Origin of the sequence: Herbiconiux liangxiaofengii (assembly GCF_041927335.1) — a bacterium.
Classification (GTDB): Bacteria; Actinomycetota; Actinomycetes; order Actinomycetales; family Microbacteriaceae; genus Herbiconiux; species Herbiconiux liangxiaofengii.
Genome location: NZ_JBHFHD010000008.1, coordinates 479,830 through 502,467 on the forward strand (window position 1 = coordinate 479,830; position 22,638 = coordinate 502,467).

22 protein-coding genes are annotated in these 22,638 nt (G+C 73.2%); 10 read left to right on the top strand and 12 right to left on the bottom strand.

What is annotated here, in order from left to right; translation table 11 throughout:
- Positions 1-147 precede the first annotated feature (147 nt).
- On the top strand, positions 148-1,299 hold the full coding sequence (locus ACEXOR_RS08600) for a lactonase family protein (RefSeq protein WP_374849145.1): 1,152 nt from the start codon (positions 148-150) through the stop codon (positions 1,297-1,299).
- A gap of 37 nt (positions 1,300-1,336) precedes the next feature.
- Here the strand turns inward: ACEXOR_RS08600 and ACEXOR_RS08605 are convergent, their stop codons facing one another.
- Both ACEXOR_RS08605 and ACEXOR_RS08610 read right to left on the bottom strand, forming a co-directional pair.
- A complete protein-coding gene (locus ACEXOR_RS08605) occupies positions 1,337-2,029 on the bottom strand; it encodes an ABC transporter ATP-binding protein (RefSeq protein WP_374849146.1) in 693 nt (230 codons plus the stop codon).
- A complete protein-coding gene (locus tag ACEXOR_RS08610; RefSeq protein ID WP_374849147.1) occupies positions 2,026-3,162 on the bottom strand; it encodes an ABC transporter permease in 1,137 nt (378 codons plus the stop codon). The genes ACEXOR_RS08605 and ACEXOR_RS08610 overlap by 4 nt, the downstream gene beginning before the upstream one ends.
- A gap of 163 nt (positions 3,163-3,325) precedes the next feature.
- On the opposite strand from ACEXOR_RS08610, the gene ACEXOR_RS08615 reads away from it, so the two are divergent.
- Genes ACEXOR_RS08615 through ACEXOR_RS08625 form a run of 3 tightly spaced genes read left to right on the top strand, consistent with a single transcriptional unit; the run spans position 3,326 to position 5,677 of the window.
- Positions 3,326-4,573 carry a sensor histidine kinase gene (locus tag ACEXOR_RS08615; RefSeq protein ID WP_374849148.1) on the top strand — a complete coding sequence of 416 codons (1,248 nt, stop codon included), beginning with the start codon at positions 3,326-3,328 and terminating at the stop codon, positions 4,571-4,573.
- Positions 4,570-5,196 carry a response regulator gene (locus ACEXOR_RS08620; protein ID WP_374849150.1) on the top strand — a complete coding sequence of 209 codons (627 nt, stop codon included), beginning with the start codon at positions 4,570-4,572 and terminating at the stop codon, positions 5,194-5,196. The genes ACEXOR_RS08615 and ACEXOR_RS08620 overlap by 4 nt, the downstream gene beginning before the upstream one ends.
- A gap of 34 nt (positions 5,197-5,230) precedes the next feature.
- Positions 5,231-5,677 carry a pyridoxamine 5'-phosphate oxidase family protein gene (locus ACEXOR_RS08625; protein ID WP_374849151.1) on the top strand — a complete coding sequence of 149 codons (447 nt, stop codon included), beginning with the start codon at positions 5,231-5,233 and terminating at the stop codon, positions 5,675-5,677.
- Between the two features lie 124 nt (positions 5,678-5,801).
- On the opposite strand, the gene ACEXOR_RS08630 is transcribed toward ACEXOR_RS08625, so the two are convergent.
- A complete protein-coding gene (locus ACEXOR_RS08630) occupies positions 5,802-6,296 on the bottom strand; it encodes an Lrp/AsnC family transcriptional regulator (protein WP_374849152.1) in 495 nt (164 codons plus the stop codon).
- A gap of 89 nt (positions 6,297-6,385) precedes the next feature.
- Here ACEXOR_RS08630 and hisC point away from each other — a divergent pair, with 89 nt between their 5' ends.
- Together hisC and ACEXOR_RS08640 are read left to right on the top strand one after the other, a co-directional pair.
- Positions 6,386-7,546, top strand: a complete 1,161-nt coding sequence (gene hisC, locus ACEXOR_RS08635; RefSeq protein WP_374849153.1) for a histidinol-phosphate transaminase — start codon at positions 6,386-6,388, stop codon at positions 7,544-7,546.
- Positions 7,543-8,214 (top strand): YitT family protein, encoded by a 672-nt coding sequence (locus ACEXOR_RS08640; protein WP_374849154.1) that lies wholly within the window; start codon positions 7,543-7,545, stop codon positions 8,212-8,214. Before hisC ends, ACEXOR_RS08640 begins: the two co-directional genes overlap by 4 nt.
- On the opposite strand, the gene ACEXOR_RS08645 is transcribed toward ACEXOR_RS08640, so the two are convergent.
- On the bottom strand, positions 8,180-8,914 hold the full coding sequence (locus tag ACEXOR_RS08645; RefSeq protein ID WP_374849155.1) for an SseB family protein: 735 nt from the start codon (positions 8,912-8,914) through the stop codon (positions 8,180-8,182). The genes ACEXOR_RS08640 and ACEXOR_RS08645 overlap by 35 nt on opposite strands.
- Positions 8,915-9,073: 159 nt before the next feature.
- On the opposite strand from ACEXOR_RS08645, the gene ACEXOR_RS08650 reads away from it, so the two are divergent.
- A complete protein-coding gene (locus ACEXOR_RS08650) occupies positions 9,074-9,808 on the top strand; it encodes a metal-dependent transcriptional regulator (RefSeq protein ID WP_374849156.1) in 735 nt (244 codons plus the stop codon).
- A 148-nt stretch (positions 9,809-9,956) separates the two neighbouring features.
- Here ACEXOR_RS08650 and ACEXOR_RS08655 read toward each other — a convergent pair whose 3' ends face one another.
- The 6 genes from ACEXOR_RS08655 to ACEXOR_RS08680 all read right to left on the bottom strand — a co-directional run bounded on the left by ACEXOR_RS08655 (position 9,957) and on the right by ACEXOR_RS08680 (position 17,039).
- On the bottom strand, positions 9,957-10,481 hold the full coding sequence (locus tag ACEXOR_RS08655) for an NADPH-dependent FMN reductase (protein WP_374849157.1): 525 nt from the start codon (positions 10,479-10,481) through the stop codon (positions 9,957-9,959).
- 154 nt (positions 10,482-10,635) lie between these two features.
- Positions 10,636-11,892 carry a cysteine desulfurase family protein gene (locus ACEXOR_RS08660; RefSeq protein WP_374849158.1) on the bottom strand — a complete coding sequence of 419 codons (1,257 nt, stop codon included), beginning with the start codon at positions 11,890-11,892 and terminating at the stop codon, positions 10,636-10,638.
- Positions 11,889-12,830 carry a carboxylating nicotinate-nucleotide diphosphorylase gene (gene nadC, locus ACEXOR_RS08665; RefSeq protein ID WP_374849159.1) on the bottom strand — a complete coding sequence of 314 codons (942 nt, stop codon included), beginning with the start codon at positions 12,828-12,830 and terminating at the stop codon, positions 11,889-11,891. Before nadC ends, ACEXOR_RS08660 begins: the two co-directional genes overlap by 4 nt.
- Positions 12,830-14,854, bottom strand: a complete 2,025-nt coding sequence (gene nadB / locus ACEXOR_RS08670; RefSeq protein ID WP_374849161.1) for an L-aspartate oxidase — start codon at positions 14,852-14,854, stop codon at positions 12,830-12,832. The genes nadC and nadB overlap by 1 nt, the downstream gene beginning before the upstream one ends.
- 101 nt (positions 14,855-14,955) lie before the next feature.
- Positions 14,956-16,308, bottom strand: a complete 1,353-nt coding sequence (gene nadA, locus ACEXOR_RS08675) for a quinolinate synthase NadA (protein ID WP_374849162.1) — start codon at positions 16,306-16,308, stop codon at positions 14,956-14,958.
- The gene (locus ACEXOR_RS08680) at positions 16,305-17,039 is read right to left on the bottom strand and encodes an NUDIX hydrolase (RefSeq protein WP_374849163.1); all 735 of its coding nucleotides are present in this window, start codon (positions 17,037-17,039) and stop codon (positions 16,305-16,307) included. The genes nadA and ACEXOR_RS08680 overlap by 4 nt, the downstream gene beginning before the upstream one ends.
- A 150-nt stretch (positions 17,040-17,189) precedes the next feature.
- On the opposite strand from ACEXOR_RS08680, the gene ACEXOR_RS08685 reads away from it, so the two are divergent.
- Both ACEXOR_RS08685 and ACEXOR_RS08690 read left to right on the top strand, forming a co-directional pair.
- Positions 17,190-17,987, top strand: coding sequence for an HAD-IIA family hydrolase (locus tag ACEXOR_RS08685; RefSeq protein ID WP_374849165.1), 798 nt, complete (start codon positions 17,190-17,192; stop codon positions 17,985-17,987).
- A 3-nt stretch (positions 17,988-17,990) separates the two neighbouring features.
- Entirely contained in the window at positions 17,991-18,635 is a 645-nt protein-coding gene (locus ACEXOR_RS08690; protein ID WP_374849166.1) for a type 1 periplasmic-binding domain-containing protein, read from the top strand.
- Between the two features lie 19 nt (positions 18,636-18,654).
- Here ACEXOR_RS08690 and ACEXOR_RS08695 read toward each other — a convergent pair whose 3' ends face one another.
- Both ACEXOR_RS08695 and ACEXOR_RS08700 read right to left on the bottom strand, forming a co-directional pair.
- Positions 18,655-20,037 carry an NAD-dependent succinate-semialdehyde dehydrogenase gene (locus ACEXOR_RS08695; protein WP_374849168.1) on the bottom strand — a complete coding sequence of 461 codons (1,383 nt, stop codon included), beginning with the start codon at positions 20,035-20,037 and terminating at the stop codon, positions 18,655-18,657.
- Positions 20,034-21,506 (bottom strand): flavin monoamine oxidase family protein, encoded by a 1,473-nt coding sequence (locus ACEXOR_RS08700; protein ID WP_374849169.1) that lies wholly within the window; start codon positions 21,504-21,506, stop codon positions 20,034-20,036. Before ACEXOR_RS08700 ends, ACEXOR_RS08695 begins: the two co-directional genes overlap by 4 nt.
- A gap of 90 nt (positions 21,507-21,596) precedes the next feature.
- Between ACEXOR_RS08700 and mgrA the strand changes: the two genes are divergently transcribed.
- Positions 21,597-22,625, top strand: coding sequence for an L-glyceraldehyde 3-phosphate reductase (gene mgrA, locus ACEXOR_RS08705; RefSeq protein WP_374849170.1), 1,029 nt, complete (start codon positions 21,597-21,599; stop codon positions 22,623-22,625).
- The last annotated feature ends 13 nt before the right edge of the window (positions 22,626-22,638 follow it).

Here is a 22,638-nt window from a genome sequence, read left to right on the forward strand (position 1 = left end):
GAAGCGGCCCCCGCACTCCCCGCGCGTCCTCGCACCTGATTTTTAGGCATGCCTAAAAATTAGCACGATCGTCGAACCTGTCCAGGGGTTGCGCGGATGACGTGCGCAACCCCGTTCGCTCAGGTCGGCCGGAAGCGACAATGGAGCATGACCACTGCCCCGACATCCGTGCTTCCACCCCTGCTCTGGGCCGGCGGCTACACGCCCGAGTTCGGCGGGCGCGGGCGGGGGCTGACGCCGCTCGCACCGGTTCCGCCGGCCACCGCTGCCACGCCCGGCACCGATGCGGGAGGTGGGCTGCGGGTGGCGGCAGACGCTCTGCAGGTGCCGTCGCCGAGCTTCGTGGTGGCGCATCCGTCGTCGCCCGTGCTATACACCGCCGACGAGTCGCGCGCGACGGTGTCGGCGTTCGCGGTCACCCCGGGTCGCCCGACCGGGCTCGCCGCCCTCGGACCGTCGCGGGACGCCGGTCCGGCGGTGTGCCACGTGGCGGTCGATCCGGAGGGGCGGTTCGTCACCGCCGCCTGCTGGGGCGACGGGAGCGTGCTGCTGTACCCCGTGGCATCCGACGGCTCGCTGATCGAGCCCCGGCGGGCGCCCGCCGCCGCCGACCCGCACGCCGCGACCCGCCCGCCGTTCGATGCCCGCACCGACGGCCCGCCCTCCAGCCGCGCCCATCTGACGCTCGCGCTCGGCCGCACCGCCGGCGGCGACCGCCTCGTGGTGTCGACCGACCTCGGCTACGACCTGCTGCGCTTCTGGACGGTGGCCGACGGCCGGCTCGAGCTCGTGCCGGCCGGCGAGGTGGTGCTGCCGCTCGGCTGCGGTCCGCGGCATCTGGTGCGGCTGCCCGACGAGCGGCTGCTCGTGGTCACCGAGTACTCCGTGCAGGTGCTGGTGCTCGAACCGGTTCCGGCGGGCGACCGCGACCGCGCATCCGCCCCCTATCGCCTCGCGGGCGCGGTGCCCGTGCTCGCCGCGGGGCCCGCCGAGGGCGACACCGGCGCCGAGATCGCCCTGTCGACGGATGCGCGCCACGCCTACGTGGGCATTCGCGGCAGCGACCGCATCGTGACCCTGGGTGTCGACGGCCCCGAGCCCCGGCTGCTCGGTGACGTCGCGAGCGGCGGACGCACCCCCCGCCACCATCTCGTCGTGGGCGACCGCCTGCACGTGGCGCACCAGGACTCCGACGAGATCACCACCCACCACCTGGGCCCCGACGGCCTGCCCGCCGGCATCGTCGCCCGCCTGCCGCTGGGCTCGCCCACCGTGCTGGCGGTGGCTCCCACCCCCTGACCGCCCGTGCAGCCTGCAGGCACCGCGCAGCCCGCGGCTACGCCCGCGTCGGCACCGCCTCGACCACCCGCCCGTCGACGATCGTCACCACCCCGTGCATGCGCGGCAGGTGCGCCCGGTCGTGCGTCACCAGCAGCGTCGACGTGCTCCGCTCCGCCGTGAGCCGCAGGATGAGCTCCATGATCTCCGCGCCCCGCTCCTGATCGAGCGCGCTCGTGGGCTCATCGATCAGCAGCACGCTCGGGTCGTTCATCAGGGCCCGCGCGATGTTCACGCGCTGGCGCTGGCCGCCCGAGAGCTGGTGGGGCCGCTTGCCGGCGTGGTCGGCGAGACCGACAGCCTCCAGCAGCTCTCCGGCCCGTGCCGATGCCACCCTCCGGCCCCGACGGCCGCCCCCGCCGAGCTCCCGCATCACGGCAAGCTGCTCCTCCGCGGTGAGCGACGGGATGAGGTTCGGCTGCTGGAAGACGATCCCCACGCTGCGCCGCCGCAGCTCGGTCGCCTCGCCCGCGCTGAGAGCCGTCGCATCCGTGCCGTCGATGAGCACCCGCCCGGAGTCGGGCCGGATGAGCGTGGCGGCGACGGCCAGCAGGCTCGACTTGCCCGAGCCGCTCGGCCCCACGATGCCGGTGACGGTGCCCGGCCGTGCCGTGAGGGTGACGTGGTCGACGGCGGTGAGCCGCGCATCCCCGTCGGGAAAGGTGAGGGTGACGTCGTCGAGTCGGATCATCGGGTGCTCCCCAGAGCGGTCAGCGGGTCGGCGGAGGTGACGGAACGAAGAGCGGATGCGGCGCCGATCAGCCCGAGCAGCACCATCAGCCCGCCCGGCAGCAGCGTGGTGAGCGGGCTGAGCAAGAAGGGCAGCGCCGTGCCGGCGAGCGCCCCGAAGAGCACTACCAGCCCGAGCCCCGCGCCGATGCCGGCGAGAAGAACGACGAGGGCCTGCCCGAGCGCGTCGCGCACGAGCCAGCCCGTGCCGGCCCCGAGCGCCTTGAGCACGGCGATGTCGCCCTTGCGCTGCATGGTCCACACGGTGAAGAAGGCACCGATCACGAGCCCGGAGATGCCGAAGAGCAGCGTCACCATGAGCAGCAGCGATCCGATCTCCGACCGGAAGGCGCTCAACGCGGTGAGCGAGCCGAGCTGCGTCTCGGAGACGGTTGCGTTCGCGGCGTCAGCGGCCGCCCAGTCGGCGCTGCCGGTGACGGCGAGCACGGTGGCGTAGGCGTCGGGCGTGCCGGTGGCCGCGGCGGAGGCCTGCCAGTCGTGCAGCGTCATCTCGACGACGGGGGTGTGGCTGTACCAGGCCTCGCCGCCGACGCTCTCGACGGTGTAGGCGGTACCGGCGATGGTGACGCTGTCGCCCACCCCCACCGCGAGTTCGAAGGCTGCCGTGGCCGAGAGTCCGAGGCGGCCGTTCCGGGTGGGGGCGCCGGCGTCGAAGCCGGGCTCGACGCCGAACACGGCCACCGCGGTGCGGGCGGCGCGGCCGGTTCCGGCGTCGGCACCGGCGGCACCCTCGGCCTCGGTGTCGTCTCCGGCCTGAGCTCCATCACCGGCCTGGGCCCGGGTCTGGCTGATGCCGACGGGCCGCACCGCGGTGATGCCCGCGGTCGACGCCCATCCGGCCGCCTGCTGCGGGCTGATCGACGAGTCGGAGAAGCTCGCGCTGCCGCCCTCGGTGGGGGCCGAGAACACGATCCGGTCGCCCGGGATCGCCAGCACGGCCGAGATGTTCTGCGTGGCGAGCCCGCCGGTGAGGCCGCTGAGAAAGCCGACGAGCACGGTGATCAGCGCCACCACCGAGCCGATCAGGATGAAGCGCCCCCGGGCGAAGCGCAGGTCGCGGAGTGCGACGAACATGAGTGGTCCTCTCCCGCCACCTGGTCGGCGGCAGGTTCCACTCTTCCGGCGTGAGCGACGGACATCATCGGCCGCCCGGACGGCGTTCGGCGGCCGGATGGCGGGTGACCGATTCGTTCTTTCGGACGATGCCTCCCGCGGGGCGGCGCGTAAAATTCCGACCATGGCCCATACCCCGCTGACCCCGGTGTTCGTGGGGTTGCGCACGGGGTTGCACGTGCTGTTCGTGGGGCTCGCGGGGCTCGCGATCGTGCGGGGAGCGCTCGCCCCCGGCGGGTCGGGCGGGGTGGTGGTGGGGCTCGGCGTGCTGCTGCTCGTCACCTACGCGGCCGGCGGGATGCTCGCCCGACGGGGCGCGGCGCCGACCCAGCGCGAAGCGGCGGTCCCCGGGCGTCCAAGCGCGGCGCCTGCCAGGCGCAGCGGCACGGCGCGCCTGCGGAGCCTCCTCTGGCTCGGCGCCATCACGCTCGAGTGGATGGCGCTCGTCTGGCTCACGCCCGAGGCGGCCTACCTCGTCTTCCCCCTGTTCTTCCTCTACCTGCACCTGCTCGGCCGGTGGTGGGGCCCGGCGGCCATCGTCGCGTCGACCGCGGTCGCCATCGTGGCCCTCGGACTGCACGGCGGGTGGAGCGTGGGCGGGGTGGTCGGCCCGCTCGTGGGAGCCGGCGTCGCCCTCCTCATCGGACTGGGCTACCAGGCGCTCGCCCGCGAGGCCGAACAGCGCGAGGCCCTGATGCAGACCCTCCTGCTCACCCAGAGCCGGCTCGCCGCCACCGAGCACGAGTCGGGCGTGCTCGCCGAACGCGCGCGGCTGGCCCGCGAGATCCACGACACCCTGGCCCAGGGCCTGTCCAGCATCCAGATGCTGCTGCACGCGGCCGAACGCGCCGACCCCGAGCGGCCGGGGGTCGAGCACATCCGACTGGCCCGCGAGACGGCGGCCGCCAATCTGGCCGACGCCCGCCGCTTCATCCGCGAGCTCACGCCGCCCGACCTCGACGACCGGGGGCTCGGCGGCGCCCTCCGGCAGCTCGCCGCCGAGCAGTGGGCCGCGCAGAACCTGCGCGTCGAGGTGCGGGTCTCCGACACCCTCGATCTGCCGATGCCCGTGCAGACCGCCCTGCTGCGCATCGCCCAGGGCGCGATCGCCAACGTCATCCAGCACGCCGACGCCTCGGGCGCCACCATCACCCTCACCACCGATCCCGCGGGCCTGCGCTTCACCGTCGCCGACGACGGCCGCGGTTTCGACCCCCGGGAGGCGTCAGGGCCACGCAGCACCTCCGACTCGTTCGGGCTGCGCGCCACCCGAGAGCGCGTCGACCAGCTCGGCGGCACACTCACCGTGGAGTCGTCGCCCGGCCACGGAACCTCGCTCGTCGTCGACCTCGCTGCCGAGAGGGTCTCATGATCCGGCTCGTGATCGCCGACGACCACCCCATCGTGCGGGCCGGCCTCGTGGCCCTGTTCGCCCTCGAGCACGACTTCGAGGTCGTGGGCCAGGCCGCGACGCCCGACGAGGCGGTGGCCGTGGTCGAGCGTGAGAACCCCGACGTGGTGCTGATGGACCTGCAGTTCGGGGCCTCGGTCTCGGCGACCGGGGCCGACGCCACCCGCCGCATCCGGGCCCTGGATGCCGCGCCCTACGTGCTGGTGCTCACCAACTACGACTCCGACGCCGACATCCTGAGCGCCGTGGGCGCCGGTGCGAGCGGGTATCTGCTGAAGGATGCGCCGCCGCACGAGCTCAGCGCCGCCGTGCGCGCGGCCGCCGGTGGCGAGAGCGCGCTCGCCCCCGTGATCGCCTCGCGCCTGCTCGACCGGATGCGGGCACCGCAGGCGAGCCTCAGCGCCCGCGAGACCGAGGTGCTCGAGCTGGTGGCGGCCGGCCGCTCGAACACCGAGGCGGCCGCCGACCTGTTCGTGAGCGAGACGACGGTGAAATCGCACCTGGCCCACATCTTCACCAAGCTCGGGGTGTCCTCGCGCACGGCCGCGGTGTCGGCGGCGCGGCGACGCGGCATCCTGCGCTGACGCGGCGCACGGCGAGCCCGCTTAGGGTTGAGGCGTGACCTCTGCCGCCCCGCTGAACGCCGCCTCGCTCGAATTCGTGACCGTGCGCCACCTGGCCACGCTGACCACGCTGCTCGCCGACGGGTTCCCGCACGTGGTGCCGGTGGGCTTCACGTTCGAACCCGCCCCGGCCACCGACGGCGACCGGGGCGCCGACGCTCCGACGGCGGGCGGCATCGGCACGGTGCGCATCATCACGAACGGCCCGTCGCAGAAGGTGCTCAACGTGCGCCGCGACGGCCGCGCGAGCGTCTGCCAGGTCGACGGTGCGCGCTGGATCACCCTTGCCGGCACCGCCCGCATCCTCGACGACCCGGCCGATGTGGCCGACGCCGTCGCCCGCTACGCCGAGCGGTACCGCACCCCGCGCGAGAACCCCGAGCGCGTCGTGATCGCCATCGACGTCGACCGCGTGATGACCTCGAGCCTCCTCACCGCCTGACCCGCCCGGCAGCCGACCCGCCCGGAAGTCGACCCACCCGAGGTCGACCCGCCCCGAGGTCGACCCGCCCCACGCCCACGGAGCGCGAACGCGCCCCCGGGCGCGCACGCACCACCCGATCGCGCTACCCGGCCGGGCGCGGGGCGCCCGCCACACCCTCGAGCAGCCCGCGCACGCGGTGCGGCATCGCCTCGACCAGTGACAGCGCCGTGTTCGTGCGCATCACCCCCTCCACCCGCAGCATGCGGCTGGTGAGACTGTGCAGGTGCTGCGGGTCGCGCGCCACCACCTTCGCGAGCAGGTCGGCGTCGCCGGTGGTGGCGTGCATCTCCACGATCTCGGGGATCTCGGCCAGACTCGCCATCGCCTCATGGTCCGACGCCTGGCTGATGGCGATCCACACGAACGCCACCAGCGGGTACCCGAGTGCTGCCGGCGCCACCCGCTTGCTGAACGAGCCGAGGGCCCCGCTCGTGGTCATCCGTCGCAGCCGCGCGTGAACGGTGTTGCGCGCCACTCCGAGGGTCTGCGCCAGGTGCAGCACCGAGGCGTCGGGGTTCTCGTCGAGGGCGAGCAGGATGCGGGCGTCGAGATCGTCGAGCTGGGTCACGCTGGTCATTCTGCCAGCTCAGCGCCCCGGATGACGCAATCTGCTCAATGGGAGCGAGGCGATTTGTGCGCGTGCACATCCGTTCGCACACTGGCATCATGCCCACCCACGACCTGCCCCGCCCGCGCGCCTCGGTTCTCGACCTGCCCGCCTACGTCGCCGGCCGCCGAGCCGAGTCGGAGCTCACCGCCGCCCTCGCCTCGAACGAGAGCCACCACCCGCCCCTGCCCGCCGTGCTCGACGTGCTCGCGCACTCGAGCGCGAGCGTGAACCGCTACCCCGATCCGTCCGCGACCGCCCTGCGGGAACGCCTCGCCGAGACCCTCGGGGTGTCGGTCGACGAGACGGTGGTGGGGCCGGGCAGCACGGGGGTGCTGCAGCAGATCGTCACCTCGCTCTGCGACCCGGGCGACGAGGTGGTGTTCGCCTGGCGCTCGTTCGAGGCCTACCCGATTCTCACGCGGCTGGCCGGCGCGGTGCCGGTGCCCGTGCCGCTGCTCGCCGACGAGGGGCACGACCTCGACGCCATGGCCGCCGCCGTCACCGAGCGCACCCGCGTGGTGCTGCTGTGCAGCCCGAACAACCCCACGGGGGTGTCGCTCGGCGCGAAGGCCGTGGAGTGGTTCCTGCAGCGGGTTCCGTCGTCGGTGCTCGTGGTGATCGACGAGGCGTACGTGGAGTACTCCGAGGGCGGTGCCGCGGGCCGGGTCGACTCGATCGCGCTCTTCCACCGCCATCCCAACGTGTGCGTGCTGCGCACCTTCTCGAAGGCCTACGGTCTGGCCGGCCTGCGCGTGGGCTACGCCGTCGCGGCACCCCTCGTCGCCGACGGACTCCGCCGCTCCGGCATGCCCTTCGCCGTCAGCGCGCTCGCCCAGCGGGCGGCCCTCGTCTCGCTCACCGCCGAGGCCTCGGCCCAGATGCGCGCCCGCGTGGCCGAGGTGGTCGCCGAGCGCGGCCGCGTGGTGGCCGTGCTGCGCGACCGCGGGTGGCGCGTGCCCGACAGCAGTGCCAACTTCGTCTGGCTGCGCATGCCCGACGCCGCTCGCGAGGCCCTCGTCGAGCTGCTCGCCGCCCACCACATCCTCGTGCGCGGCTACCCGGGCGACGGCGTGCGCATCTCGCTGGCCGACCGCGCCTCGAACGACCGGGTGCTGGCGGTGCTCGCCGGTCTCGATCCGCACGCCACCCAGACGACGGATGCGCCCGCAGCCGTGCCGGCCGCCGGCGAACCCTCGGCGGCGGAGGTTCTGGCGTGACGACGTCGGGGCCCACCACGGGTGCCGACCCGCACGGCCCCGCCGCGGCATCCGCCCCCGTCGCGAAGCGCGGCCCCCTGGCGCACTCCCCCGCCGAAGACGTGCTCGGCGTGCTGACCGGAACGTTCACGGCCTCGCTCGGCCTGTTCCTGCTCAAGTCGAGCGGGGCCGTCACCGGCGGCACCGCCGGCTTCGCCCTGCTGCTCAGCTACGTGCTGCCGCTGCCCTTCGGCGTCGTGTTCTTCGCCGTGAACGTGCCCTTCTTCGCCCTCGCCGCCTGGAAGAAGGGCTGGAGCTTCACCCTCCGCACCGCCGCCAGCGTGGCGCTGCTGTCGGTGTTCTCGCTGGTGAACCCGCTCGCCATCGGACTCGACCGGCTCGACCCGGTGTTCGCAGTGCTGGCCGGAAACCTGCTCGCAGGCATCGGGCTGCTGGTGCTGTTCCGGCACCGATCGAGTCTCGGCGGGTTCAACATCCTCGCGCTGATCGCGCAGGAGAAGCTCGGCTGGCGCGCGGGCTACGTGCAGATGGCGCTCGATCTCGCGGTGGTGCTGTGCGCCTTCGCGGTGGTTCCGCCGCTGACGGTGCTGCTGTCGGCCGCGGGCGCGGTGCTGCTCAACCTCGTGCTCGCCCTCAACCACCGCCCCGGCCGGTACACGGGCGCCTGATCCGATCCCGCAACGCCCGCCCGAGGTCGCCGCTGACCGCGGCGCGCGCATCCGGAGCCCCCGTCACGACCAGCAGGTAGGTCTGCTCGCCGGCTTCGGCCGGGCCGGGCCCCGTGCCGGCCGCCGAGCCGGGCGTCACCTTCCACCCCAGGCGCGCCTCCTCGACCTCCGGATGCCCGCCGAACACGTCGGCGAGCGCCTGCTCCATGCCCGGCGGAACGTGCGCGGGGCGACCCACCAGAACCTGCGTCTCCTTCTCGATGACGATGGGGTCGAGCGTCGCGGCGCCGTCGAGCAGCTGGCCGATCTCGCCGGGGAGGAACATCTTGCCGTGCGCGGAGTGCGGGTTGAGCACGAGGGTGGCGCCGCGGGTCATCTGCCACAGGATGCGGCACGGCAGGGCGATGAACCGCGCCTGGAAGCCGGGCACGGCGGCGATGGTCTCCTGCAGGCGGGCTTCCGAGGTGTAGAACGGCTGGGCGCGGGATCCGTCGGCGTCGAGCAGATCGGCGAGATCGGCCACCTGACCCGATCCGTCGGGGCCGGGGGCGATCGTGCCGGGCACCAGCACCGTCGACTCGAGCAGCTCGGTGACGAAACGGGGCGCGGCCGTCGGGTCGTTCGCGGCGGCGGCCAGCAGGGCCTCGATCTCGGCGGCGTCGGCCGCTGCCCGGCCCGGGTCTCCAGTGGCATCGTCCATCCCCCGACCCTACCCAGGCCCTCGCCGAGCGCTCCCGCACAACCCGCGCCGCGCCCACGCACGACCCGCCGAGTTGCGCCAAATCGCCATCACAACGCGCCCGAGCGGGCATTTCGGCGCAACTCGGCGAGACCCCACCCCTCGCTAGGCTGGTGCATCATGAGCCAGGACACGGCCACCGAGAACTATCTCAAGGCCATCTACGCCCACACCGAGTGGCAGCCCGTGCCCATCAGCCCCTCGGTTCTCGCGGGGCGGCTCGGGGTGGCACCCTCGTCGGTGACCGAGATGGTGAAGAAGCTGGCGGCGGGCGGGCTGCTCACGCACGTGCCCTACGGTCCGCTCACGCTGACCCCCGAAGGGCGCCGCCGCGCGGTGGGCGTGGTGCGCCGGCACCGGCTGATCGAGACCTGGCTCGTGCGCGAGATGGGCTACGACTGGGACGAGGTGCACGACGAGGCCGAGGTGCTCGAGCACGCCCTCAGCGACCGCCTGCTCGACGCCATCGACGACCGCCTCGGTCACCCGGCGCAAGACCCGCACGGCGACCCCATTCCCTCTGCGCTCGGCGTGGTCCCCTCGTTCGACGCGCTGCTGCTCGCCGATGCCCGGCCCGGCCACGAGGGCCGCGTCGTGCGCATCAGCGATCGCGACCCGGCGCTCCTTCGGGCCCTGGCGGCCGACGGCATCGGTCCGGGGTCGGCGGTGCGGGTGGTCTCGGGTGAGCGTCCCGCCACAGCTCCGGATGCGCCGGAGCCCGTGCGCCTCGCCCTGGTCGAGCGGCCCCCGTCGGCCGCCCCCGGCTCCGCCGGGGCGTCCACCACCGCCACAGCGGCCGCCCCCGGCAGCGTCGTGCCGCCTGAGGCGCTCGACGCCATCTGGCTCACGCCCTGACCGTGACCGGAGTCCCGTCCGGCTTGTCGCCATCGGGGGAGCGCAGTGCGCGGCGGCCCGGCCGGATGCGCAGCACGTCGCGCTGCCCCGACCGACCAGGGACGCGGCATCCGTCGACCTGCGCCGGAGACGAGCGGCGTCAGCGGCGTCAGCGGCGCACGGCCGCCTCGACCACCGACAACCGGCCGAGGTTCGCCGCGTACTCGGCCGCCGCGTGCCCGACGATCTCGTCGACCCGGTCGATCTGGCCGGCCACGAAGTACAGCCCCCGGCCCGGAACGATCGCGCCGAGCTCCACGAGCAGCGGCGCCAGGGTGACGGTGGGCGCGAGCGAGTGCGTGAGGTCGCCGCCGGTGTGCACGGGGATGGCGGTGACCCCGGCCAAGCCGTTCGCCGGGTACCGGTCGAGGAACGCCTTGAGCAGGCCGGTGTACGACGCCTTGTAGGTGGGGGTCGCGAACACGGCGAGATCGCTCGCCGCCACGCGATCGTTGAGGGCCCGAACCTCGGCCGACGCCCAATCGAACACCGATCCGCTGTGGTCGGCGAGCTCGACGACCTCGAGCTCGTACCCGCCCGGCTCGAGCAGCTTCTGCACGAGGGTCTCGGCCACGGTCCGCGTGCGCGACCCCGCTCGCGGATTGCCGACCACGATCGTCACCTGCAGCACCATCCCGCACTCCCTCTGGCGCCCTTGCGCCGCTCGCCCGCCCAGTATCCCCGCCCGACCCCGGGCCCACGGGGGTTGAGTCGCAAAAAGTCGTGCTCACGCCCCCGTGAAGACGACTCTGCGCGACGCAACACGCGCGTCAGCGTGGGGAGGGGCGTCAGCGCAGGGAGGTGAGGGCTGTCACGCTGGCTTCCAGGGCGTCGGCCGCCGCTGCCAGGTCGGCCGGGGACGTGTCGGCAGAGAACGTGAAGCGCACCGCGGTCTGCGCCACGGCCGGGGGCAGCCCGATCGCGAGCAGCACCGGAGAGGGCTCGTCGTCGCCCGCCGCGCACGCCGAGCCGCTCGACACGGTCACGCCGCGCTCCTCGAGCCCCAGCAGCACCGCCTCCCCGGCCGTCCCCGGAAACACGAACGACGCGTGCGACGGCAGCCGCCGCTCGGGGTGCCCGGTCAGTCGCGCGCCCTCGACGCGGGTCAGCACGTCCCGGATGAACGCGTCGCGACGAGCCGCGACCCGTTCGATCCCCCGGGCATCCGGCGTCGGGGCCGCGCCCGCCCCCGCCTCTGCCGCAGCCGCGCGCACATCGGCACCCGACGCCGCGCCTGCAGCCGAACCCGACGCCGCGCCTGCATCCGGGCCGGCCCTCGAACCGGCCACCGACGCCAGCTCCACCGCCCGCGCCAGCCCCACCGCGAACGCCACGTTCTCGGTGCCCGACCGCCGCCCGCGCTCCTGACCGCCCCCGTGCAGCACCGGCTCCAACGGATGACGCTGCCGCACGACGAGCGCCCCCACCCCCTTCGGGGCCCCGAGCTTGTGCCCCGAGATGCTCACCGCGTCGACGCCGAGCGAGCCCGGCCGCACGTCGAGCCAGCCCGCGGCCTGCACCGCATCCGTGTGCACGGGGATGCCGTGCAGATGCGCGAGTCCGGCCAGCTCGCCGACAGGCTGCACCACGCCGATCTCGTTGTTGGCGAGCATCACGCTGGCGAGGGTGGTGTCGGGGCGGAGGGCCGCGGCGAACGCGTCGGGCTGCACGAGCCCGTCACCGTCGACGGGCACCACCGAGAGCTCGAAGCCGTGCACGCGGTGCAGATACTCGGCCGACTCGACCACCGCCGGATGCTCGATGGCGCTCAGCACGAGGTGCCGGCCCCGGGGGTTCCCGAGCGCGAGCCCCTTCACGGCGAGGTTGGCGGCCTCGGTTCCGCCCGAGGTGAAGATCACCTCCGCGGGGCGGCAGTCGAACCATTCCGCCACCGTGCTGCGGGCGGCGGCGAGCGCCCGCGCGGCCGAGCGACCGGCGGCGTGCTGGCTCGAGGGGTTGCCGAACTCGCCCGTGAGGTAGGGCCACATGGCCTCGAGCACCTCGCGGCGCACGGGGGTGGTGGAGGCGGCGTCGAGGTAGATCACGGGCGGCCCACGCGGCCCGGGGGGGTGTCGGGGCCGGTGTCGGGGCCGGGGCCTGCCGGGCCGTCCGCCGCATCCCCGAACCGAGCGTCGAACCGCACGTCGAGCCCCAGGTCCAGCGCCCGGACGCTGTGCGTCAGCGCTCCCACTGAGATCAGATCAACCCCGGTGCGCGCGATGTCCCCCACCGTCGCGAGGTTCACCCCGCCGCTCGCGTCGACGAGCGCCCGGCCGCCCACCAGCGCCACCCCGGCCCGCAGCTCGTCGATCGAGAAGTTGTCGAGCAGCACCGTGTCCACCCCGCCGGCGAGCACGGGCTCGATCTGGTCGAGGCGGTCCACCTCCACCTCGAGGTGCGTGGTGTGCGACAGCTGCGCCCGCACCGCACGGATGGCGGCCCCCAGATCACCCCGGTGCCGTCGGGCCAGCACGGCGAGGTGGTTGTCCTTCGCCAGCACCGCATCCGACAACGAGAACCGGTGGTTGTGTCCGCCCCCCGCCCGCACGGCCGCACGGTCGAACGCCCGCAGCCCGGGAACCGTCTTGCGCGTGTCGACGATGCGCGCCGACGTGCCGGCCACGGCGGCCACGTATCGGGCGGTCTCGGTGGCGATGCCGCACATCCGCTGCACGAAGTTCAGGGCCACCCGCTCGGCCCGCAGCACCCCGCGCGCCGGCCCCGACACCTCGGCGAGCACGTCTCCGGCGTCGAACCGAGCGCCCTCGGGCACCAGAACCGACGAACGGATGCGCGGGTCGACCAGCCGCATCGTCGCCTGCCACACCTCGCCCCCGCTGAACACGCCGGGCTCACGCGCCACCAGCACCGCGTCGACGCCGGCATCGTCGGGGATGAGCAGCTCCGAGGTGAGGTCGCCCCACGGCGCGTCCTCGGCAAGCGCGCGGGTGACGACGTCGTCGATGATCTGGGTGGTGAGCATCAGGCGTGCACCTCGTGTTCTCTCTGATGGGTGGTGCCGGTCGAGTCGATGGCGGATGCCGTCACCGCGCCCGCGGTCGCGCCGCCGGACCTCTCCGGGTGGCCTGACTCCCGGGCCACCGCCCCACCGGTCGCGCTCGCCGCGCTCTCGGGGGAGGCAGCGCTCCGGGCGGCGACCACCGCGGCGACGGTCGGATGGCGGGACACCGTCAGCTCGCCGTCCGCACCCGCCGTCACGGCGAGGTGCTCGGCGAAGAGCGGCGACGTCTCCGGGAAGTCGAGGCGCGAGTGCGCCCCGCGCGACTCCTCTCGGGCCAAGGCGGCCTCCACGATCGCCCGCGCGACGAGCACCATCCCGGCCGTCTCGAGCCGCTCGACGTCGGTGATCCCCGCCGTGGGAACCTCATAGGCCGCCAGCCGCTCCCGCGCCGCGCGCAGCCCCTCGGCACTGCGCACCAGCCCCACCTGCCGCCAGAGCAGCTCCTGCAGAGCCTGCCGCGTCGGCACGTCCGGCGCCGCCTCCGACCGCACCTCCGACCGCGTCGTCTCCGACCTCCGGCCCGCCCGTTGCGCCCCTGCCCTGGGATGCCGGACCGCACCCGTTCCCGCTCCCATACCGGAAGTCGACGCGCCCTCCCCGGCGGCCGCCGCATCCGCCTCTGGGCCTGCGCCCGCCACACCCGTCTCGGGCTCCTCGCCCGCCGCCGCATCCGCCCACGCCACGCCGCCCGCCGCCCCGGCCACCGGCGCGAGCGCGAGCTCACCCCGCAACACCACCTCACCCCGCAACGCCACCTCACCCCGCAGCGCCGCCGCGCACCGGTGCGCGAACACCGCGGCCTCGAGCAGCGAGTTCGACGCGAGCCGGTTCGCCCCGTGCGCGCCCGTGCACGCCGTCTCCCCCACCGCGAACAGGCCCGGCAGCGACGTGCGGCCGTCGAGGTCGGTGGCCACGCCGCCCATCCAGTAGTGCGCGGCCGGGGTCACGGGAACGGGTTCGCGGGTCCAGTCGTAACCCGCCTCCCGGCACGCCGCCGTGATGGTCGGGAACCGCTCCGCGAGCCCCTCGATCCCCGTCGCGTCGAGCTCGACCGGCGCCCCGGTGGCGAGCATCTCGGCGGCGATCGCCCGGGCCAGCACGTCACGGGGCGCGAGCTCGGCGAGCGGATGCACGCCCACCATGAACCGCTCCCCGCGGCTGTTGCGCAGCACGGCCCCCTCGCCGCGCACCGCCTCCGACACCAGGAACGCCCCCGGCGCCGCCAACGCCGTCGGGTGGAACTGCACGAACTCCGCGTCGGCCAACGCGGCCCCCGCCCGCAGCGCCGCCGCCGCTCCGTCGCCGGTGCTCACGGCCGGGTTCGTCGTCATCGGGTACACCTGACCCAGGCCCCCGCTCGCCAGCACGACGGCGGCGGCCTCGATCTCCTCGACGCCCCCCGCCCGCAGCACCCGAACCCCCACCACCCCGGCCGCTGAGTCGCGCCGGACTGCGACATCACGGCGCGACTCAGCGCCCAGACCAGCACCACGGCGCGACTCAGCGGCACCGCTCGACGAGGGCGAACCGAGCAGCAGGTCGAGCAGCATCGTGTTCTCGAGCACCCGCACCCTGGTGCGCCGCACCGCGCGCACGAGCGCGGTCTCCACCGCGAGCCCCGTGGCGTCGCCGCCCGCGTGCAGGATGCGCCGGAACGAGTGCGCCCCCTCGAGCCCCGCATCGAGCCCGCCCTCCGCGTCGCGATCGAACTCCACGCCGCGGGCGATCAGCTCGCGGATGCGGTCGGGCCCCTCCGCACAGAGCACCTCCACCGCCGCGGGATCGGAGAGACCCGCGCCCGCGTCGAGCGTGTCCCGGATGTGCGCGGCCACCGAGTCACCCGGCATCACCGCCGCAGCGATCCCGCCCTGCGCCCACGGTGTGCTCCCCTGGTCGATGCGCCCTTTGGTCACCATCACGACCTCGAACTCCTCGGCCAGCTCCAGCGCCAGGCTCAACCCGGCGATGCCGCTCCCCACCACCACGACCCGCGCCCGCGCCCCCGCGCCCCGAACCCCCGAGGACTCCCAGCCCGGAGAAGCCGCAGAGCCTCGCGCCGGCGAAGCGCCCCTCTCGCCCGACGGCCTCATGGCCGGGCCGCGAGCATCCGCTCGAGGGCCACCCGCGCCGGAACCGCCACCGCGTCGTCGACCGTGATCTGGTTGAGCACCACCCCGTCCACCAGCGATTCGAGCACCCAGGCCAGGTACCCGGGGTGGATGCGGTACATGGTCGAGCACGGGCAGATCACGTCGTCGAGGCAGAAGATGGTGTGCTGCGGGTACTCGTTGGCCAGTCGCTGCACGAGGTTGATCTCAGTGCCGATGGCGAAGGTCGAGCCGGCCGGAGCCGCCGCGATGGCCTTCACGATGTAGTCGGTCGAGCCGGCGCCGTCGGCCGCGTCGACGACGGGCATCGGGCACTCGGGGTGCACGATCACGCGCACGTCGGGGTGGGCCGCCCGGGCGCGCTCGATCTGGGCGACCGTGAACCGCTTGTGCACCGAGCAGAACCCGTGCCACAGGATGACCTGCGCCTCCCGCAGCGCGTCCGCGGTGTTGCCGCCGAGCGCCTTCCGCGGGTTCCACATCGGCATCCGCTCCAGCGGCACCCCCATGGCCTTCGCGGTGTTGCGCCCGAGGTGCTGATCGGGAAAGAAGAGCACCCGCTGCCCGCGCTCGAACGCCCACTCGAGCACCGTCGCCGCGTTCGACGAGGTGCACACGATGCCGCCGTTGCGCCCGCAGAAGCCCTTGAGCGCCGCCGAGGAGTTCATGTACGTGACCGGGATGACGGGCACGCGACCGGATGCGTCGGGCTCGGTTCCGTAGAGCTCGCCCAGCTGCGCCCAGGCCTCCTCCACCGAGTCGATGTCGGCCATGTCGGCCATCGAGCAGCCCGCGGCGAGGTTGGGCAGGATGACGGACTGCCCCGGCCGCGCCAGGATGTCGGCCGTCTCGGCCATGAAATGCACCCCGCAGAACACGATCGCCTCCGCCTCGGGCACGGTGAGCGCGGCGTTCGCGAGCTGGAAGGAGTCGCCCACGAAGTCGGCGTACTGCACCACCTCGTCGCGCTGGTAGAAGTGGCCGAGCACCACCACCCGGTCGCCGAGGGTGGCCTTCGCGGCCCGGATGCGCGCATCCAGCTCGCTCTTCGAGGCGCGCGTGTACTGCTCGGGCAAGGTGCCCTGGCGGGGTGCGTCGGCCGGGATCGGGTCGGCCATCGACGCACCCGGGCCGTACGACGGCGCCTGCGGGTCGAACACCCAGGGGCCGTCGGCCAGCTCGGGGGCGCACACGGCGCCGGATGCCGCAGCCGGGTCGCCGGCCGGCACCGCGGCCGTGCCCGCCGCGATCAGCTGGATCTCGTCGTCGACGGAGAGGAGGGCCGGGGTGGCGGAGCCGACAACGGGCAGGGAGGGGTTGGTGACGGTCATGGGCGCGGCTTTCTGCTGAGTCGGTCGAGCGGCCCGCGATCGACCGGAGCGACGGAGGTGTTGTAGCGGTAGAGCTTGGGCGGCCGGTAGCTCGTGCCGAGCACGCGCTTGCCGGTGGGCACCACCGAGTTCGACGACTCGATCTGGCGCCGGAAGTTGGCCGGGTCGAGCAACCGCCCGAGCACCGCCTCGTGCACCTCGCGCAGTTCGGCGAGGGTGAACGTGTCGCCGAGGAAGGCGTGCGCGATGCGGCTGTACTCCACCTTGTTGCGCAGCCGCCACAGGGCGTACTCGATGATCACGTCGTGGTCGAAGGCGAGGTCGGGCAGGTCGTCCACCGAGAACCAGCTCACGTTCTCGGGGTTGGCGCCCACGCTCGTGGCCACCTCGTCGGAGCTCACCAGCGCCCAGTACACGATCGAGACCACCCGGTTCTTGGCCCCCTCGGGCGAGCGGTCGAGGGTGCCGAAGGCGTAGAGCTGCTCGAGGTAGCCGGGTTCGAGGGCGGTGGTGGTGGCGAGGGTGCGCGCAGCGGCGGCCTCGAGGTCTTCATCGAGCTGCAGGGGCCCGCCCGGCAGCGCCCAGTCACCCTCGTACGGCGGCCGGATGCGCCGTACCAGCGGCAACCACAGCCCGGGAGGCGCATCCGGCTCATCGGGTCGCAGCGCGAAGATCACGGTCGACACCGCCAGGGCGATCCCGGGCCGATGGCCCTCGGTCTGCTCGCTCATCGCCGTCTCCGCTCGCCGCCGGCGGGTGCCGGACCAAAAGGTGATGTTGACTATAACCCTTAAGGTTCGAACTACCTAAACCCGGTTCCGTGCAGGCGGCGGCAAGGCGTGTTCGCTAGCCTGGGGCTGACGCACGAAGGAAGGTACCGCATGCCCGGCCGCGACGACATCGAATGCTGGCTCACCGACATGGACGGCGTGCTGGTGCACGAGAACCACCCCATCCCCGGCGCCGCCGAGCTGCTGCAGCAGTGGCGCGACCAGGGCAAGCCCTACCTGGTGCTCACGAACAACTCCATCTTCACGCCGCGCGACCTCAGCGCCCGCCTCAGGGCGAGCGGCCTCGAGGTGCCCGAGGAGTTCATCTGGACGAGCGCGCTCGCGACCGCCGCCTTCCTGAAAGACCAGATGCCGGGCGGCAGCGCCTTCGTCATCGGCGAGGCCGGCATCACCACGGCCCTGCACGAGGCCGGCTTCATCATGACCGAGACCGCACCCGACTACGTGGTGATCGGCGAGACCCGCAACTACTCCTTCGAGGCCATCACGAAGGCGGTGCGGCTCATCGGCGCCGGGTCGCGCTTCATCGTCACGAATCCGGATGCGACGGGGCCGAGTGCCGAGGGTCCGCTCCCGGCCACGGGCGCCATCGCCGCCATGATCACCAAGGCCACCGGCAAGGAGCCCTACGTGGTGGGCAAGCCGAACCCGATGATGTTCCGCTCGGCCATGAACCGCATCGGCGCCCACTCCGAGAACACCGGCATGATCGGCGACCGCATGGACACCGACGTGGTGGCCGGCATCGAGGCGGGCCTGCACACCATCCTGGTGATGACGGGCATCAGCGACGAGTCCGAGATCGCGAAGTACCCGTTCCGGCCCGACGAGATCCTCTCCTCCGTGGCCGAGCTGCTCGTCACCGAGCCCTTCGAGACCGAGCTCTAGCCGGTGCCCGCGCGCACCTGGGCCCTCTCGGGCGTACTCCTGGCCGGTCTCGTGCTCCTGACGATGAGCGGATGCTCGCCCACCGGCGACGAGACCCTCTTCACCAAGAGTCCCTCCCCCAGCGCCGCTCCTCCCGCCTCGGCGGCGCCGGCTCCTGAGGTTCCCGAAGCCGCGCCGACCGTGGCGGCCCCCACCGAGATCGCGGTGCCCACCGGTCTCGCGCTCGTGGTGGTGCTGCCCGGCGCCGGAACCGCGGGCGCCGACCAGGCCGACGCGGCGCGCGACGCGCTGACGGTGTTCGCGAGCGCGAATGCCGCATCCGTCACCCTGCTGGATGTGGGGCAGACCACCGATGCGAACGTGGTCTACCAGCGCGCGCTCGACTCCGACCCCGACGTGGTGGTGACCGTGGGGCCGGCCGGGCTCGACGGCCTGCAGAAGGTGGCGGCCGACCACCCGGAGCGCGAGTTCCTGGTGCTGGGTGCGAAGCCCAACGCCCCCACGGCGAACATCACCGCGGTGGTGTGGCCGGGGTCGGACGCGTCACCGGTGGCGGCCGACCTCGCGGCCCGCGTGCCGTCGGCCGTGGCCGCGGGCATCAGCGAGATCACGGCGGCCCGCACGGGCCTCGTGATCGCCCTCCCCTAGCCCCTCAGGCCCGCCCGGCTCAGGCGATGCGGATGAGCTTCTTGTTCACGAACTCCTCCACCGCGAACCGGCCCATCTCGCGGCCCGAGCCCGAGCGCTTCACGCCACCGAAGGGCAGCTCGGCCGCGTCGCCGAGCACGAGGTTCACCCACACCATGCCCGCGTCGATGCCGTCGGCCACCCGCAGGGCCTGCTCCTGGTCGGTGGTGTACACGTACGAGCCGAGGCCGAACGGGGTGTCGTTGGCCAGCAGCACGGCCTCCTCTTCCGAGCCCACCTTGTAGAGCGCGGCGACGGGGCCGAAGAACTCCTCGCGGTACGCATCCATCTCGTCGGTGACGTCGGCGAGCACGGCGGGCGGGAAGAAATTGCCCGAGGGGGTGCCCGACGCGAGCACTGTCGCGCCCTGCCGACGGGCCCGGTGCAGCTGCTCCTCGAGCCGCTCGGTGGCGGCCTTCGACGAGAGCGGGCCGAGCAGGGTGCCCTCGGCCAGCGGGTCGGCCGGCTGGGCCGCCGTGAACACCTCGACGAACTTCGACGCGAACTCCTCGTAGAGGTCGTCGATCACGATGAAGCGCTTGGCCGCGTTGCAGGACTGGCCGTTGTTGTCCAGGCGGGCGTTCACGGCGTCCTGCACCGCGGCATCCAGGTCGTCGGTCGAGAGCAGGATGAACGGGTCGGAGCCGCCGAGCTCGAGCACCACCTTCTTGAGGTGCTTGCCGGCGAGCTGCGCCACCGCTGCGCCCGCGCGCTCGGAGCCGGTGACCGAGACGCCCTGCACCCTCGGGTCGGCGATCACGGTCTCGATCTGCTCGTTGCTGGCGTAGATGTTCACGTACACCGAGTCGTGAGCGCCCAGCGAGGCCTCCGCGTCGTCGAAGATCTGCGCGATGGCCGCGGCCGACTCGGGGCACTGCGGCGCGTGCTTGAGCAGGATGGTGTTGCCCACCACGATGTTCGGGCCGGCGAACCGGGCCACCTGGTAGTACGGGAAGTTCCACGGCATGATGCCCAGCAGCACGCCGAGGCCGGCGCGGCGCACGAAGGCCTGGCCGGTGCCGTCGGTGAGGGCGATCGGCTCGTCGGCGAGGAACTCCTCGGCGTGGTCGGCGTAGTACTGGTAGATCGCCGCGGCGAACTCCACCTCGCCCACCGCCTGGTCCAGCGGCTTGCCCATCTCGCGCACGGCGATCTCGGCGAGCGCCTCCTTGCGCTCGGTGTGCAGCGCGGCCACGCGGGCGATCAGCGCGGCGCGGTCGGCGACGGATGCGCGTCGTGACCAGCCTTCGAACGCATCGGAAGCGGCGTCGATCGCATCCTGCAGCGCGCCGTCGGTGATGGTGGGGTACTCGGCGAGGGTCTCGCCCGTGGCGGGGTTCACGACGGCGTAGTGGGTGCTCATGCTGAGGCTCCTTCGATGGGGGCGGTGACGGATGCGGGGGAGGCGGCGGAGACCGGGGCCTGGTCGCCCGACTCGGCGAGGATCTCGGCCGCGAGGCGCCGGCCCACGCGGATGGCGCCGTCGACGTGCTGGTACCCCTCCGCCGCGAGGTCGCTCGATCCGAAGCGGATCGGCCCGACCGGCTCGAGCTGCAGCGCGCCGTAGCGGGTGAGCCCACCGAGGTCGAAACTCGCGGCGTACGCGCCCTGGGTCCACTCCTCGGCAGCCCAGTCGCTCTCGTAGTACACGACGGGTTCGAGGGCCTTCGGGCCGTAGTACGCAGCCAGCGACTCGAGCACGGCACGGCGCCGCTCGTCCGCCGACAGGCGGAAGAGCGCATCCGCCTTCTCGTCGGAGACGAAACCCACGAGGGTGCCGCGGGTCTCGCCGTGGTTGGAGTTGTCGTAGGCCTCGTGCACCACCTGGTACGGGCTGAAGGCGGTGCCCGAGAGCCCGTCTTCGCGCCAGAACGGCGTCTCGTAGCTGGCGTGCACCTTGATCACGAGGCCGAGCGACTGGTGCTGCTGCAGCTGCTGGCGCAGGCGCGGCAGGGCGGGCACGTAGTCGATGCGCTCGTACAGGTTCGGTGGAACCGCCACGATCACGTGCCGGGCGGACACGGTGAGCGCATCCGTCGACACCCTGACGCCGGTGTCGCCCCACTGGATGGTGCGCACCGGCTGCCCGAGCACCACGTCGTCGCCGAGCGCCTCCGCCAGGCGCAGGGGAACCTGCTGCAGGCCGCCCACCACCCGGCGGTCGAGGATGAAGTCGGCGTCGACGAGGTTGCTGAAGCTGCCCGCGCTCGCGGCCATGAGCAGCGCCTGCAGCAGCGAGAAGGCGTGGGCCGGTTTGGTGAGCATGGCGTCGGCGATGAAGAGGGCGATGTTCTCGATGGCCTCGGAGTCGTCGGTCTGCTGCTCGAGCCAGGCGCGGAACGAGATGCGGTCGAACTCGGCGGCGCGCGGGTGCTCCCAGGGCGCGGCGGGGTCGGTCTGGGCCACGAGCTCGTCGAGCACGCCGATGAGGCGCTCGAGCTCGGCCTGGGTGGCGTCGGAGGCGGGGAAGATGTCGCCCGTGAAGCGCGCGGAGACTCCGCCGGGGCCGACGTAGACGCTCTCGCCGTCGCGGTAGCGCTCGTAGGTGTCCAGGCCCAGGGTGTCGAGGGTCTCGAGCAGGGCGGTCTGGTCGGGCGAGACCCATTGGCCGCCGACCTCGTACATCTGCCCCTCGATGTGGTCGGTGTGCAGGCGCCCGCCGACCCGGTCGCGGGCCTCGAGCACGACCACCGAACGGCCGGCCTTCGCCAGCTCGGTGGCGGCGGTGAGGCCGGTGGCGCCGGCTCCCACGATGACGACGTCTCTCTCGAGGTGGTGCATACGACTCTTTCCGCAGTGAATCCGGCCCTCTGATGAGGTTTCACGAACCATCGTGCCACGTCGGCAGTCGATCTCGATAGCTCTTCGGCGCAGTTCCCACCTGCCATGCCGCCGCGCGCACCATGGGGGCAGGATGGGGGGATGAGCTATGTCGCCGATCCCGCCCGTTACGAGTCGTTCCCCTACCGGCGGGTGGGGCGGAGCGGATTGCAGCTGCCGGCCGTGTCGCTCGGGCTCTGGCAGAACTTCGGCGACGACAAGCCCATCGAGACCCAACGCGCCATCCTGCGCCGCGCCTTCGACACGGGTGTGACGCACTTCGACCTCGCCAACAACTACGGCCCGCCCTACGGCAGCGCCGAGACGAACTTCGGCCGCATCTTCGCCGAGGACTTCGCCTCCCACCGCGACGAGATCGTGCTCTCGACCAAGGCCGGTTACGACATGTGGCCCGGCCCCTACGGCAACTGGGGCTCGCGCAAGTACCTGCTGGCCTCGCTCGACCAGTCGCTCGAACGGATGGGGGTCGACTACGTCGACGTGTTCTACTCGCATCGGGCCGACCCCGACACCCCGCTCGAGGAGACGATGGGGGCGCTGCACACCGCGGTGCAGTCCGGCCGCGCGCTGTACGCCGGCATCTCGAGCTACTCGCCGGAGCGCACCCGGGAGGCGGCACGCATCCTGAGCGACCTGGGCACGCCGCTGCTCATCCATCAGCCCTCGTACTCGATGTTCAACCGCTGGATCGAGGACGGGTTGCTCGACACGCTCGGCGAGCTCGGCGTGGGGTGCATCGCTTTCTCGCCGCTCGCCCAGGGCCTGCTCACCTCGCGCTACCTCGACGGGGTGCCGGCCGACTCGCGGGCGGCCCGGGAGGGGTCGATGTCGGAGGACATGCTCACGAACGACACGCTGGCGCGCGTACGCGGCCTGAACGCCATCGCGGCCTCGCGCGGGCAGACCCTGGCGCAGCTGGCGCTCTCGTGGGCGTTGCGCGACGGCCGGGTGAGCTCGGTGCTGATCGGGGCGTCGTCGGTGCAGCAGCTCGACGACAACCTGGCCGCCGTGAACCACCTCGGCTTCACGGCCGAGGAGCTCGAACGCATCGACGGCTTCGCGGGCGACCGCGACCTCAACCTCTGGGCCTCCTCCTCCGCGGTGGCCTGACGCCCCGCGACCC